This window comes from Rhodococcus sp. P4_F3_2, from assembly GCF_056401335.1.
Window position 1 is genome coordinate 26,030 of the sequence record NZ_JBFUJN010000020.1, and the last position, 13,271, is coordinate 39,300.

At 64.2% G+C, this 13,271-nt stretch carries 12 protein-coding genes and 1 pseudogene; 1 reads left to right on the forward strand and 12 read right to left on the reverse strand.

Going from position 1 to position 13,271, the window contains the following annotated elements; translation table 11 throughout:
- Nucleotides 1–14 precede the first annotated feature (14 nt).
- The 10 genes and pseudogenes from pyrF to AC1DWA_RS21430 all read right to left on the reverse strand — a co-directional run bounded on the left by pyrF (nt 15) and on the right by AC1DWA_RS21430 (nt 10,925).
- Entirely contained in the window at nt 15–800 is a 786-nt protein-coding gene (pyrF, locus tag AC1DWA_RS21385) for an orotidine-5'-phosphate decarboxylase (protein WP_477917003.1), read from the reverse strand.
- A pseudogene (carB, locus tag AC1DWA_RS21390) lies at nt 772–3,885 on the reverse strand (carbamoyl-phosphate synthase large subunit); the annotation flags it as partial. The gene pyrF and the pseudogene carB, both read right to left, overlap by 29 nt.
- Entirely contained in the window at nt 3,885–5,060 is a 1,176-nt protein-coding gene (gene carA, locus AC1DWA_RS21395; protein ID WP_477846742.1) for a glutamine-hydrolyzing carbamoyl-phosphate synthase small subunit, read from the reverse strand. The pseudogene carB and the gene carA, both read right to left, overlap by 1 nt.
- The gene (locus AC1DWA_RS21400; RefSeq protein WP_020907699.1) at nt 5,057–5,638 is read right to left on the reverse strand and encodes a PH-like domain-containing protein; all 582 of its coding nucleotides are present in this window, start codon (nt 5,636–5,638) and stop codon (nt 5,057–5,059) included. The genes carA and AC1DWA_RS21400 overlap by 4 nt, the downstream gene beginning before the upstream one ends.
- A 6-nt stretch (nt 5,639–5,644) precedes the next feature.
- Complete coding sequence (locus tag AC1DWA_RS21405; RefSeq protein WP_007728012.1) at nt 5,645–6,982, reverse strand: dihydroorotase; 1,338 nt, start codon at nt 6,980–6,982, stop codon at nt 5,645–5,647.
- On the reverse strand, nt 6,979–7,923 hold the full coding sequence (locus AC1DWA_RS21410; RefSeq protein ID WP_046378533.1) for an aspartate carbamoyltransferase catalytic subunit: 945 nt from the start codon (nt 7,921–7,923) through the stop codon (nt 6,979–6,981). The genes AC1DWA_RS21405 and AC1DWA_RS21410 overlap by 4 nt, the downstream gene beginning before the upstream one ends.
- Nucleotides 7,920–8,561, reverse strand: coding sequence for a bifunctional pyr operon transcriptional regulator/uracil phosphoribosyltransferase PyrR (pyrR, locus tag AC1DWA_RS21415; RefSeq protein WP_020907698.1), 642 nt, complete (start codon nt 8,559–8,561; stop codon nt 7,920–7,922). Before pyrR ends, AC1DWA_RS21410 begins: the two co-directional genes overlap by 4 nt.
- 173 nt (nt 8,562–8,734) lie before the next feature.
- The gene (gene nusB, locus AC1DWA_RS21420) at nt 8,735–9,232 is read right to left on the reverse strand and encodes a transcription antitermination factor NusB (protein ID WP_477846743.1); all 498 of its coding nucleotides are present in this window, start codon (nt 9,230–9,232) and stop codon (nt 8,735–8,737) included.
- Nucleotides 9,233–9,796, reverse strand: coding sequence for an elongation factor P (gene efp / locus AC1DWA_RS21425; protein WP_003944958.1), 564 nt, complete (start codon nt 9,794–9,796; stop codon nt 9,233–9,235).
- Between the two features lie 34 nt (nt 9,797–9,830).
- Nucleotides 9,831–10,925 (reverse strand): M24 family metallopeptidase, encoded by a 1,095-nt coding sequence (locus AC1DWA_RS21430; protein WP_020907697.1) that lies wholly within the window; start codon nt 10,923–10,925, stop codon nt 9,831–9,833.
- Nucleotides 10,926–11,036: 111 nt separating this feature from the next.
- Between AC1DWA_RS21430 and AC1DWA_RS21435 the strand changes: the two genes are divergently transcribed.
- Nucleotides 11,037–11,645 carry a B-4DMT family transporter gene (locus AC1DWA_RS21435; RefSeq protein ID WP_019748369.1) on the forward strand — a complete coding sequence of 203 codons (609 nt, stop codon included), beginning with the start codon at nt 11,037–11,039 and terminating at the stop codon, nt 11,643–11,645.
- 87 nt (nt 11,646–11,732) lie between these two features.
- On the opposite strand, the gene aroQ is transcribed toward AC1DWA_RS21435, so the two are convergent.
- Both aroQ and aroB read right to left on the reverse strand, forming a co-directional pair.
- A complete protein-coding gene (gene aroQ, locus AC1DWA_RS21440) occupies nt 11,733–12,161 on the reverse strand; it encodes a type II 3-dehydroquinate dehydratase (RefSeq protein ID WP_020907695.1) in 429 nt (142 codons plus the stop codon).
- Entirely contained in the window at nt 12,158–13,267 is a 1,110-nt protein-coding gene (gene aroB / locus AC1DWA_RS21445) for a 3-dehydroquinate synthase (protein ID WP_020907694.1), read from the reverse strand. Before aroB ends, aroQ begins: the two co-directional genes overlap by 4 nt.
- Between the last annotated feature and the right edge of the window lie 4 nt (nt 13,268–13,271).

The window sequence follows — 13,271 nt, forward strand, 5'->3', positions numbered from 1 at the left end:
AGGTCACTCACGGATCAGTGCGCCAATGCGGCTTCGATCTCGTCTCGGTCACGCATTGCTGCCTCCCGAAGTGCCGATACCGAAGGACCATGCTTGAGCACCCCACGGGAAGTGTTCGGGAGCAGGAGCTCGGTCGATCCCGCGAAGATGTCTGCGAGATCCGCTGCCGTCGCACCCTGCGCGCCGAGCCCCGGAGCGAGAATCGGGCCGTTGAACTGCGACAGGTCCAGACCGTGGTCCCGAGTTGCACCGACCACCAGTCCGACGGTGTCGCGTCCGTCGGCGTTCGCGTCGACCGCAGCGTTGACGATCGACTGAGCCACGCTCACACCGTCAGCCGACGACTGTTGAAGTACGCCGCCTTCCGGATTGGAGGTTCGTGCCAGCACGAAGATCCCGCGTGCGTTCTGCCTTGCCAGTTCGAGTGTCGGAGCCAACGCCCCGAATCCCAGGTACGGCGAAACGGTGACCGAGTCGGAGGCCAACGGCGAATCACCCAACCAGGCTTGCGCGTACGCGTCCATCGTCGAACCGATGTCACCGCGCTTGGCGTCCGCGACGACAAGCGTTCCAGCATCGCGAAGAACCGAGATGGTCCGCTCCAACACGGCGAAGCCGGCGCTGCCGTACGCCTCGAAGAACGCAACCTGAGGTTTGACGAGTCCAACCTCACCGGTGAAGGCCTCGACGCAGATCTCGGCGAAAGTCTCCAGACCTTCGGCGGTACGTGGCAGTCCCCACGCGTCGAGAAGCGCGGGATGCGGGTCGATACACGATGGTCTCGGCACCGGCCGGAACATCCTCACCCGACTGCTTGTACACCTGCTTGCACTCGATACCGTTGCGCCGCAACACATCTGCGGTTCCTTCGGTGGCAAGGATGGTGAATCCGAGATCTGCCAGGCGCTTGACCGGGAAGATCAGCGAACGCTTGTCCTTGTTGGCGACCGAGACGAACACCGCGCCTGTGGTGGGTAACGACCCGTAGGCGGCCGTCTGCGACTTGGCGAAAGCCGTACCGAAGTCGAAGTCGATTCCCATGACTTCACCGGTGGACTTCATTTCCGGGCTGAGCAAGGTATCCACGCCGGTACCGTCGGCGCGGCGGAAGCGGTTGAACGGCAACACAGCTTCCTTGACCGCGATCGGTGCACCGGCCGGGGTGTTTCCACCGTCGCCGGTCGCCGGCAGGATGCCGCTTGCGCGCAGGTCGGCGATCGATTCGCCGAGCATGACGCGGGCGCATGCCTTGGCCAGCTGGACGGCCGTCGCCTTGGAGACGAACGGAACCGTACGGCTGGCGCGGGGGTTTGCTTCCAGCACGTAGAGGATGTCGTCCTTGAGTGCGTACTGGACGTTGAGCAGGCCCTTGACGCCGATGCCCTTTGCGAGAGCCTCGGTGGAGCGGCGGACGTTCTCGAGATCCGCCCGGCCCAGAGTGATGGGCGGGAGTGCGCACGCCGAGTCACCGGAGTGAATGCCGGCTTCCTCGATGTGCTCCATGACGCCGCCGAGGTACACCTCGGTGCCGTCGCACAGAGCGTCGACGTCGATCTCGACCGCGTCTTCGAGGAAGCGGTCGACCAGGACCGGACGATCGTCGGAGATCTCCGTGGCACGCGAGATGTAGTCGGCGAGTGAAGCCTCGTCGTAGACGATCTCCATGCCGCGTCCACCGAGCACGTACGACGGACGCACCAGCACCGGGTAGCCGATGCTTGCTGCGATCTCGCGGGCGCCGTCGAACGTGGTGGCGGTACCGAACTTCGGTGCAGGCAGACCGGCTTCGGTGAGCACGCGACCGAATTCGCCGCGGTCCTCCGCCAGGTCGATGGCTGCGGGGCTGGTTCCCACGATGGGAACGCCGGCAGCTTCGAGGCGCTTCGCCAATCCGAGCGGGGTCTGGCCGCCGAGCTGGACGATGACGCCGGCAACGGTGCCCGACTGCGCCTCCGCGCGGTAGACCTCGAAGACGTCCTCGAATGTCAGCGGCTCGAAGTACAGGCGATCAGCGGTGTCGTAGTCCGTGGAGACGGTCTCGGGGTTGCAGTTGACCATGACGGTCTCGTACCCGGCCTCGGACAGCGTCTGGGCAGCGTGGACACACGAGTAGTCGAACTCGATGCCCTGGCCGATGCGGTTGGGGCCGGATCCGAGGATCAGAACCTTGGGTCGCTCGGTCTGCGGAGCCACTTCGGACTCGGCCTCGGGATCAAGCTCGTAGGTCGAGTAGTGGTACGGCGTCTTGGCCTCGAACTCTGCGGCGCAGGTGTCGACGGTCTTGTAAACGGGGCGCACGCCAAGCTGATCACGCAGAGCGCGAACGGCGTCCTCACCTGCGTGCGTGTCACCACCGAGTTCGGGGCGCAGAGCCGCGATCTGGCGGTCCGAGATGCCGTGGTACTTGGCCTGGCGCAGGGCAGCCTCGTCGAAAGACTCTGCAGCGCGAAGCTTTTCACCGAGCTCGTGAATCTGCTGGAACTGGTCGAGGAACCACGGATCGATCTTGGTGGCGTCGAAGAGCTGCTCGACAGTTGCGCCGAGGGCGAATGCCTTCTCGATGCCGTACATGCGGCCGTCCTGCGGAACGCTCAGATCGGCGAGCAGGGCGTCCAGGCTCTCCGTCTCGATGTCGGCGCCGGTCCAGTAACCCGCACGCTTGGTCTCGAGTGAACGCATGACCTTGCCGAAAGCCTCGGTGAAGTTGCGGCCGATGCTCATGGCCTCGCCTACCGACTTCATCGTGGTGGTCAGGGTTCCGTCGGCACCGGGGAACTTCTCGAAAGCGAACCGCGGAGCCTTGACGACGACGTAGTCGAGTGTCGGCTCGAAGCAAGCCGGGGTTTCCTTGGTGATGTCGTTGACGATCTCGTCGAGCGTGTAGCCGATGGCAAGCTTGGCGGCCATCTTGGCGATCGGGTAACCGGTCGCCTTCGACGCCAGCGCCGACGAGCGGGAAACACGCGGGTTCATCTCGATGACAACCAGGCGGCCGTCGGCCGGGTCCATCGCGAACTGGATGTTGCAGCCGCCGGTGTCGACGCCCACCTCACGCAGAATGTCGATGGAGAGGTCGCGCATCGCCTGGTACTCGCGGTCGGTCAGCGTCATCGCCGGAGCGACGGTGACGGAGTCTCCGGTGTGGACACCGACCGGGTCGACGTTCTCGATGGAGCAGACGATCACGACGTTGTCGCGACTGTCGCGCATCAGCTCGAGTTCGTATTCCTTCCAGCCGAGGATGGATTCCTCGATCAGGACGTTCGCCGTCGGCGACGCGGCCAGACCGCCACCGGCGATGCGGTTGAGATCGTCGACGTCGTACGCCATGCCGGAACCGAGGCCGCCCATGGTGAAGGACGGACGCACGACAACCGGGTAACCGAGTTCGGCGACCGTGGCGTGTACTTCGTCCATCGTGTAGCAAACTGCGGACTTCGCGGATTCGCCACCGACCTTGGCGACGATGTCCTTGAACTTCTGGCGATCCTCGCCGCGCTGGATGGCGTCGAAGTCGGCGCCGATCAGCTCGACGTCGTACTTCTCGAGGATGCCCTGCTCGTGCAGCGCCACAGCGGCGTTGAGAGCGGTCTGACCGCCGAGCGTCGCGAGGACGGCGTCGATCTTGTTGCCCTGCAACGCTTCCTTGGCGATGACCTTCTCGAGGAACTCGGCCGTGATCGGCTCGACGTACGTGGCGTCGGCGAACTCGGGGTCCGTCATGATGGTGGCCGGGTTGGAGTTGACCAGGCTGACGCGTAGGCCCTCCTCCTGGAGGACGCGGCAAGCCTGGGTGCCCGAGTAGTCGAACTCGCAGGCCTGACCGATGACGATCGGACCGGAGCCGATTACCAAGATGTGCTTGAGATCTGTACGGCGTGGCATTAGTTCTTGACTCCGGTTTCTTTCCGTGCGGAGAGCAGGCTGGTGAAGCGGTCGAAGAGGTACGCAGCGTCGTGCGGGCCGGCTGCCGCCTCCGGGTGGTACTGCACCGAGAAGGCCGAATCGTCGAGCAGGCGAACACCTTCGACGGCTCCGTCATTGGCGCAGGTGTGGCTTACCACGGCGCGACCGAACGGGGTGTCGAATTCCTGGCCGGCTTCACCTTCGAGTGCGAAGCCGTGGTTCTGCGCGGTGATCGCGATGCGACCCGTCTGATGCTCGATCACCGGGATGTTGATGCCGCGGTGGCCGAACTTCATCTTGTACGTGCTCAGGCCGAGTGCGCGGCCCAGGATCTGGTTGCCGAAGCAGATACCGAACAGCGGCAAGCCCTGTCCGATGACCTCTTTCGTCAGGTGCACTGCGCCGTCGGCGGTGGCCGGGTCACCGGGACCGTTGGAGAGGAACACTCCGTCGGCCTTGAGGTCGAGGATCTGTTCGAGACTCGCATTGGACGGCAACACGTGGACGCGGATACCGCGCTCGGCGAACATGCGCGGGGTGTTGGTCTTGATACCGAGGTCGATCGCGGCAACCGTGTACAGCGCCTCCCCGCCCTTCGGCTCGACGACGTAGCCGCTGGTGGTGCTGACTTCACCGGCAAGATCGGCGCCGAGCATGGTCGGCTGATCCTGAACCCGTCGGACCAGTTCGTCATCGGCGGCGATGGCTTCACCGGAGAAGACGCCTGCCTTCATCGAACCGCGAGTACGCAGGTGGCGAACCAGGGCACGAGTGTCGATCCCGGCGATTCCGACGATGCCTTGCTCTTCGAGCTTGGCCTGCAGCGAACCGGTTGCACGCCAGCTCGAGGTGACGCGCGAGGGGTCACGAACGACGTACCCGGCAACCCAGATCTTGGCACCGGCACTCTCGCCGGTCGGTCCGACCGACTCGTCGTCTTCGTCGTTCCAGCCGGTGTTGCCGATCTGCGGCGCGGTGGAGACCACGATCTGGCGGTGGTAGCTGGGATCGGTGAGCGTTTCCTGGTAGCCGGTCATGCCGGTGCTGAACACCGCTTCGCCCAGGGTCTGTCCAACCGCACCGAAGGTGGTTCCGCGGAACACCCGTCCGTCTTCGAGGACCAGTACTGCGGGGCTGTCGCCAAAGCCGCTCATGCGTTCTTTCCGTTCTGCTCGATGTCGCCAGAGCTTGCGTCTTCGTTGTCATTCGTCTTGTTCGAGGCAGTCTTGTTCGAAGCAGTCTTGTTCGAAGCAGTTACCGGCTTGACCCAGTCCGGATAAACCGTCTTGTCGTCACCGCGCACGCCCGTGTCGATCTCGGTTCCGCTCGGCAATTCCCAGCGAATCACCAGGACGCCGTCCTTGCTCATGACCTTGCCGGCAAGACCGTTCTCCGTGCGGATCGCACGGATCGACTTCTCCGGAATCCAGATGGCCGACGCACCGTCACGCTCGACCAGAATTCCGCCGCTGTAGCGGCTGATCTCGCAGGTGGCGCGGAAACCGAGGTCGCCGACGGCGATGCGGTCCTGCCAACTGGGTGCGATGGTGCTACCGACGTACAGGCCGGTGGTCGGCAGGACGAGCAGTTCCCCCAGGGTTGCCGGTACCGTCGGCAGTTCGCCGATCTTGTCTTTCTGGCGTCGAGCGCGTCCACGCCAACCGACGTACATCAGGCCGATCATCGCGACCCAGAAGATCGCCAGACCGATGATCCACAGTGCTCTGTCCATGACGCGCTACTCCTCGCTACTCCGCAGCCGCACATTCCCGTCGTGTGCGGTGATGCGGCCACGTAACAGTGTGGTCGTGACCCGTGCGGGCAATGTCATCGACTCGTACGGAGTGTTATGCGCGACACTCGCCAGGTCGGGTCCGTGGACCGTCCACTCGGCCGACGGATCGACCAATGTCAGGTTGGCGGGCTCCCCCACCTCGATGGGACGGCCTTGATCGTCGAGCCCGACGATCGCCGCCGGGCGCTCGCTCATGACCCGCGCAACACCGCGCCAGTCCAACAGGCCGGGCTGGACCATCGTCTGCACGATGATCGAGAGCGCGGTCTCGAGGCCGAGCATTCCGGGGCGGGCGGCCGCGAATTCGCAGCACTTGTCCTGCTCGGCGTGCGGAGCGTGATCGGTGGCCACGCAGTCGATGATGCCCTCGGCCAGACCCTTGCGCAGGGCAGCAACATCGCTGGCCTCACGAAGTGGCGGGTTGACCTTGTTGATGGCGTCGTACGTCTCGAGACGTGAATCATCGAGGAGCAGGTGATGCGGGGTGACCTCGGCGGTGATCGAAATCCCTTGGCTGCGAGCCCACTTCACGAGTTCGACGGTTCCGGCGGTGGATGCGTGGCAGATGTGAACGCGGGCGCCGGCGTCACGCGCGAGCAGTGCGTCACGGGCCACGATCGATTCTTCGGCTGCTCGCGGCCAACCGGCCAGTCCGAGACGCGCGGCCGTGGGACCCTCGTGGGCGACCGCACCGACCGTCAAACGCGGTTCTTCCGCGTGCTGCGCGATCAGGACGCCCAACGAGCTGGAGTATTCGAGCGCGCGACGCATGATCAGTGGGTCGTAGACGCAGTGACCGTCGTCGGAGAACATCTTGACCTTGCCGACGCCTGCGGCCATGGTCGCCATCTCGGCGAGCTGCTTGCCCTCCAGGCCTGCGGTGACTGCGCCGACGGGGTGGACGTCGACGAGGCCGACTTCCTGTCCGCGTCGCCAGACGTGATCGGTGATGACCACCGAATCGGCGACGGGGCTCGTGTTCGCCATCGCGAAGACCGCGGTGTATCCACCCAGAGCGGCCGCGGAGCTTCCGGTTTCGATGGTCTCGGTGTCTTCGCGACCAGGCTCACGTAGATGGGTGTGCAGGTCCACGAAGCCGGGAAGCAGGATCTGCCCGCCGGCATCGATCACCTCGGATGCCGTGGCCGGATCGAGGTCCACGCCGATCTCGAGGATCGTGCCGTCGCCGACGAGGACGTCGGTGGGCTCACCTTCTCCGTAGATCAGGACTCCGCGGAGCAGGACACTCACGGGTGATTCTCCGTTCTCGTTTCTGGTCACAGCGCACCGTCCTCCGACCCGACCAGCAGTCGGAACAAGACAGCCATGCGCATGTGTACGCCGTTGGTAACCTGTTGCAGTACAGCAGTTTTCGAGGAATCGGCGACGGCGGATGCGATCTCCATGCCGCGCAGCATCGGACCGGGGTGCAAGACCACCGCGTGATCGGCCAGCATCGCCAGTCGCTTCTCGGACAGGCCGTAGTTGATCGAGTACTCGCGCTGCGAAGGGAAGAAGCCGCCGTTCATGCGTTCGGCCTGGACCCGCAGCATCAGCACCGCGTCGAGTCCGGGCAGTTCGGCGTCGAGCGAATGCGAGACCGTGACCGGCCACGTGTGCGCACCGATCGGCAGCAGAGTCGGCGGGGCAACGAGGACAACCTCGGCGCCGAGCATCGACAGAAGCAACGCGTTGGAGCGGGCCACACGACTGTGCAGGATGTCGCCGACAATGGCGATCCGCTTGCCCTCGATGTCGCCGAGACGTTGACGCAAGGTCAGAGCGTCGAGAAGCGCCTGAGTGGGATGCTCATGCGTGCCGTCACCTGCGTTGATGACTGCCGGGCCACCGTCGTCGGCCGCTCCGGTCCACTTGGCGATCTGATGGGCGGCACCCGAAGCCGGATGCCGCACGATGAGAGCGTCGGCACCGGCCGCGCGCAGGGTCATCGCGGTATCGCGCAGGGATTCACCCTTGGACACCGAGGAACTCGATGCGCTGACGTTGATGACGTCCGCGCTCATCCACTTACCGGCCACCTCGAAGGACACCCGGGTGCGCGTCGAGTTCTCGAAGAACACCGTCATGACCGTGCGTCCGCGCAGCGTCGGGAGTTTGCGTACTTCGCGACCCAGCAGCGCCTGCTCGAAGCGTTCTGCCTCGTCGAGAAGTTCTACCGCGGACTCACGATCGAGGTCCGCGATGGAAAGAAGGTGCTTCACGCGCTCTTACCTCCGGAGATGACTACCGCTTCCCTGCCGTCGTGTTCCTGGAGGAGAACCTTGACGTCTTCTGACCTCGCGGTCGGGACGTTCTTGCCGACGTAGTCGGCGCGCAGCGGCAGTTCGCGATGACCGCGATCGACCAGCACTGCGAGTTGGACGGCCCGGGGGCGACCGAGATCGCGCAACGCATCGAGGGCGGAGCGCACGGTGCGACCGGAGAAGAGGACATCGTCCACCAGGACGACCAGAGCATTGTCGACGCCACCTTCGGGGACGGACGTGCGCTCGAGCGGGCGATGCGGCTTGGTGCGGAGATCATCACGGTAGAGCGTGATGTCGAGAGATCCGATGGGAAGACGCACACCGGAGAATTCTTCGATCTTGGCGCGCAGTCGCGTGGCGAGGGTGGTTCCGCGCGTCGGGATGCCGATCAGGACCACACGAGGGGCTGTTCCCTCGGGTCCGTCGAGTGCGGTTTTCTCGATGATCTCGTGAGCGATCCGCGCGATGGTCCGGCCCACATCCTGGGCGGACAACAATTCACGGGTCTCACTACTTGCCTCGGCACCAGCGGATGCCTTGGCGCTGCCTGGACCTGCAAGATCGGATGGGCGAGACCCTTCGGGCACGCTCATACAGCGACCTCCTTCTCCGCCTCACTGGACGGATCGTTAAAGGATGTCTGACGGTCCCCACCCTATCAGCCGACAGACCTGATCCCGCCGTGCGAGCAGCGACTTCGACCGGTTGTGTGCAGACACACAACGCGCACGGTGACACTCGCACGGCGGTGGTGGAACAGAACTTGCTACTCGGTACCCGAATCCGATTCCTGCGCGCGCTGCGAGGTCGCAGCTGCAGCCGATCGAACCTGCGGCGCAACGAGAACGACCTGACCGAGGATTCCGTTGACGAATCCCGGAGAGTCGTCCGTCGAGAGCTGCTTCGCGAGTTCGACGGCCTCGTCCACGGCGACAACCGGCGGAACGTCCGTCGCATGGAAGAGCTCCCACACGGCGATACGCAGAATCGCACGGTCGACGGCGGGCAGACGCTCGAGCGTCCAATCCTGCAGATGCGAGGAGATGACCTGATCGATCCGGTCCAGATTCTCCGCAACGCCGGACACCAACGTGACGGTGTAGGCCGCGACGGGTGCTACCGCGTCGTCCTCGACGGACAGATCGGAACGCTCCGATGCGAGCGCGACCGGATCGAGGTCACGTGCCTCGGCTTCGAAGAGGAAGTCGACGGCACGCTTGCGCGCCTTGTGGCGTGCACCGAGTTTCTTATGTGTGCCGGACACTCAGGAATTCACACGCCCGAGGTAGTTGCCGTCACGGGAATCGACCTTGAGCTTGTCACCGGTGTTGATGAAGAGCGGCACGTTGATCTCGGCACCGGTCTCGAGGGTGGCAGGCTTGGTGCCGCCGGTGGAGCGGTCGCCCTGCAGGCCCGGATCGGTGTGCTTGACGACGAGCTCGACCGTGACCGGAAGCTCGACGAAGAGGGGAACGTCTTCGTGGGTCGCGACCTGGACGGCCATGTTCTCGAGCAGGAAACGCGACTGGTCGCCGACGGTGGATTCACTGATCGACACCTGGTCGTAGGTGTCGCCGTCCATGAAGATGTAGTCGCTGCCGTCGTGGTACAGGTAGGTCATGTCACGACGGTCGACCGTGGCGGTCTCGACCTTCACACCGGCGTTGAACGTCTTGTCCACTACCTTGCCCGAGAGCACGTTCTTGAGCTTGGTGCGCACGAAGGCAGGGCCCTTGCCGGGCTTGACATGCTGGAACTCGATGATCGTCCACAGCTGGCCTTCGATCTGCAGAACCAGACCATTCTTGAAATCACTGGTGGAAGCCACTTGCTTCGCGTCTCCTAGGGGTCGGGAAACCGTCTCAGACGACGGTAAGGTCTTTTGCGGTCAGTGTGAGCAGCTCTGGCCCCTGCTCACGAACAACGAGCGTGTCCTCGATCCGTACACCTCCGCGCCCGGAGAAGTACACGCCCGGCTCGACGGTCACCGCCGCGCCGGAAAGAAGTGTACCGGTGCCGAGCTTGCCGATTCCCGGTGCTTCGTGGATTTCGAGGCCGACACCGTGGCCGAGGCCGTGCAGGAACAACTCGCCGTAGCCTGCATCGTCGATCACCGAACGGGCGGCGGCGTCCACGGCCGCACATTCGACACCCGGAGCGAGGGCATCGCAACCGGCAGCTTGTGACCGCGCGACGAGTTCGTAAATCTCCCGTTGCCAATCGGAAACGGACTCGAGCACGTACGTCCGGGTCATGTCCGAGTGGTACCCACCGACCTGTGCGCCGAAGTCGAGTTTCACGAAGTCACCCGACGCCAGGATCGCGTCGGTCGGTCGGTGATGCGGAATCGCCGAGTTGACGCCTGCCGCCACGATCGTCTCGAAGGAAATACCGTCTGCGCCGTTGTCGAGCATGAGGTTTTCCAGTTCACGACCGACCTCTCGTTCGGTTCGGCCAGGTCGCAGACCGCCGCGAGCGATCAACTGCGCCAACGCGACATCGGCTGAAGTGCATGCGGCGCGCAACAACTCCACCTCGTGCTCGTCCTTGACCATGCGCAACTGTTCGACGAGTCCACTCACCGGTTCGAACCGGATCTTCGGTGCTGCCTCGGTCCATGCGCGATGTTCGGCGAACGTCGCGACGTGTGACTCGAACGCGAGAACGGGCATCGTCGACTTCTCGATCAAGTGCGCAGCACTCGAACGGGCGATTTCAGCGCGCAGGTCCGGAACCTGCTCCGCCACCTGCGTCACGTAACGACCGTCGGTGCAGATCACCGTCGCGCGTTCGTCGGACGCCGAATCGGACGCACTGACGACGAGCGCAGCATTGGAACCGGTGAAACCGGTGAGGTACCTGATGTTGAGGAGATCTGTGACGAGAATCGCGTCGAGTTCGCGCTCCGCGAGGAGGCGTCTGAGGGATTCACGGCGTGTTCTGAAGTCGACCGGCATCCCTCGAACCTACCGCCCTGGCAGACCTGCCGATCAACTCGAAACTCACGGTTACAGCAATAAGTGTGGGTTAGGCCACAAGGTGTAATGGGTTCTAGTTAGGCTGTACCCATGAATGCGTGGTTGGTACGTGGCCTCGGCATGGCCCTGATACATGTTGTGTTTCGTGCATTGCTCGGTGCAGCAATCGCACAGTGGCCACTTCAGGGGTCCACCCTGCGCTGGCTGTCCCTGTTGATCGTCATCGTCTTCGCCGCGATCTGGGGTGGTATCGACGGCATTCGCGACCGCCGAAACTTCCCCGAACCCGAGGACGGCGCCGATCTGACCATGCTGTGGCTCAAAGCTGCTTTGGTCGGCGGATTCGTCGCCGGCGCTGCCAGCTGGGCACTCAGCCTGGTCCCCTCCCTCGAACTCACTCAGCAGGGCTTGTTCTTCGAGGTGACCTCCGGTGCGGCGTTCACGATCCTTCTCATCTTCGTCCCTGCCATGATCGCCATCACCGTCGGACGTTTCTTCGTCAGTCGTGAACAGCGCAAGAACGGAACCGCTCCGCAGACCCCGTCCCACGAGCGTCACCACGAACCGGTGCCCGTCAGCGAGGGCTACGACTCCCCCACCGAGCAGCACGCATACAGCGGAGCCGCCATGTCCGTCGAGGAATCCGACGCCGATACCGCGGTCTTCCCAGCGATCGATCTGGGCAAGCGCGAGCAGTAACGCCCGCCGTCCACACAACCGAATGCGGCCCCGAGGAAATTTTCCTCGGGGCCGCATTCGTATGGTCGGCTTTTCGAATTCCCTCGTTCAGCCTCGCTCGGCGAGGAACCTGATCGCCAGCGGATACGCGGCGACGCCGAGTCCGACGATCACGCCGGTCGCAATCGGACTCAGGTAGGAATGGTGCCGAAACTCTTCTCGCGCATGAACGTTCGAGATGTGCACCTCGACGAGACCTGCGGTCAGTTCGGCGCATGCATCTCGCAGGACCACCGACGTGTGCGTCAAGCCACCGGCATTGAGGATCACCGGTTCCCCCGCGTCCGCCGCGTCGTGGATCCAACCGAGCAGATCGCCTTCGTGATCGCTCTGACGGACGATCACCTCGACGCCGAGGTCCTTACCTGCCGCGACGCACAATTCGATCAGATCGTCGTGTGTGGTCGCGCCGTAGACCTCGGGCTGACGCTTACCCAGACGCCCCAGATTGGGTCCGTTGACGACGTTGATCCTCACAGCAGGACCGTTCCGCCGGCCGGCCGAGGATCACGGGCGATCGCGGAGTATGCCGCGACCAGCAGGCTCGGATCCGGCCCTTCGAGGCGGCCCGGCTTGGCGAGGCCGTCGAGGACCACGAAACGGAGCAGCCCGGCACGGTTCTTCTTGTCGGTCTGCATTCCCTTCATCAGATCGCCGAACGCATCACCGTCGTACGACGTCGGCAGCCCGACGAGATCGAGGATCGACTTGTGACGATCGGCGGTGGCGTCGTCGAGTCGGCCCGCGAGCCGTCCGAGTTCGGCAGCGAAGACCAGGCCGACGGAGACGGCGGCACCGTGGCGCCACTTGTAGCGTTCACGACGTTCGATCGCGTGGCCGAGTGTGTGGCCGTAGTTGAGGATTTCGCGCAGATCCGACTCGCGCAGATCCGCGGCCACGACCTTGGCCTTGACCTCGACGGAGCGCCGAATCAGCTCGGGCAGAACAGTTCCCGACGGATCGAGAGCAGCCTTGGGATCGGCTTCGATGAGATCCAGGATCACCGGGTCGGCGATGAATCCGGTCTTGATGACCTCGGCCATGCCCGCAACGATCTCGTTGTGCGGCACAGTCTCGAGCGTCGCGAGATCGATGAACACCGCTCCCGGTTCGTGGAACGAACCGACGAGGTTCTTGCCCGCTTCGGTGTTGATACCGGTCTTGCCGCCCACTGCTGCGTCGACCATCGCGAGCAAAGTGGTGGGGACGTGAACAACCTTGACACCACGCATCCACGTAGCCGCTACGAAGCCGGTGAGGTCGGTCGCCGCTCCCCCGCCCAAGCTCATGATCGCGTCGCTGCGAGTCAGGCCGATCCGGCCGAGCACGTCCCAGCAGAAGCCCGCGACGGCAAGATCCTTACCGTCCTCGGCGTCGGGGATTTCGATGCGGTGAGCGTCGATTCCCTTCTCCGCCAATGCAGCCCGTACAGCCTCCGCGGTCTCCGCCAGCGGCGGCTGATGGAAGATCGCGACAGTGCGCGCGCCGTCGAACTCGGCAACAAGGTCACCGAGCAGGCCGCGGCCGATCACGACCGGGTAGGGACTTGCGGTCTTCACCTCTACACGTACGGGTTCGGTCACTGCT

Excerpts from the sequence above, each read along its gene's own strand:
- pyrF (WP_477917003.1), bottom strand. The coding sequence starts at position 800 with ATGTTCCGGCCGGTGCCGAGACCATCGTGTATCGACCCGCATCCCGCG.
- carA (WP_477846742.1), bottom strand. The coding sequence starts at position 5,060 with ATGAGCGGCTTTGGCGACAGCCCCGCAGTACTGGTCCTCGAAGACGGA.
- AC1DWA_RS21400 (WP_020907699.1), bottom strand. The coding sequence starts at position 5,638 with ATGGACAGAGCACTGTGGATCATCGGTCTGGCGATCTTCTGGGTCGCG.
- pyrR (WP_020907698.1), bottom strand. The coding sequence starts at position 8,561 with ATGAGCGTGCCCGAAGGGTCTCGCCCATCCGATCTTGCAGGTCCAGGC.
- AC1DWA_RS21430 (WP_020907697.1), bottom strand. The coding sequence starts at position 10,925 with ATGCCGGTCGACTTCAGAACACGCCGTGAATCCCTCAGACGCCTCCTC.
- AC1DWA_RS21435 (WP_019748369.1), top strand. The coding sequence starts at position 11,037 with ATGAATGCGTGGTTGGTACGTGGCCTCGGCATGGCCCTGATACATGTT.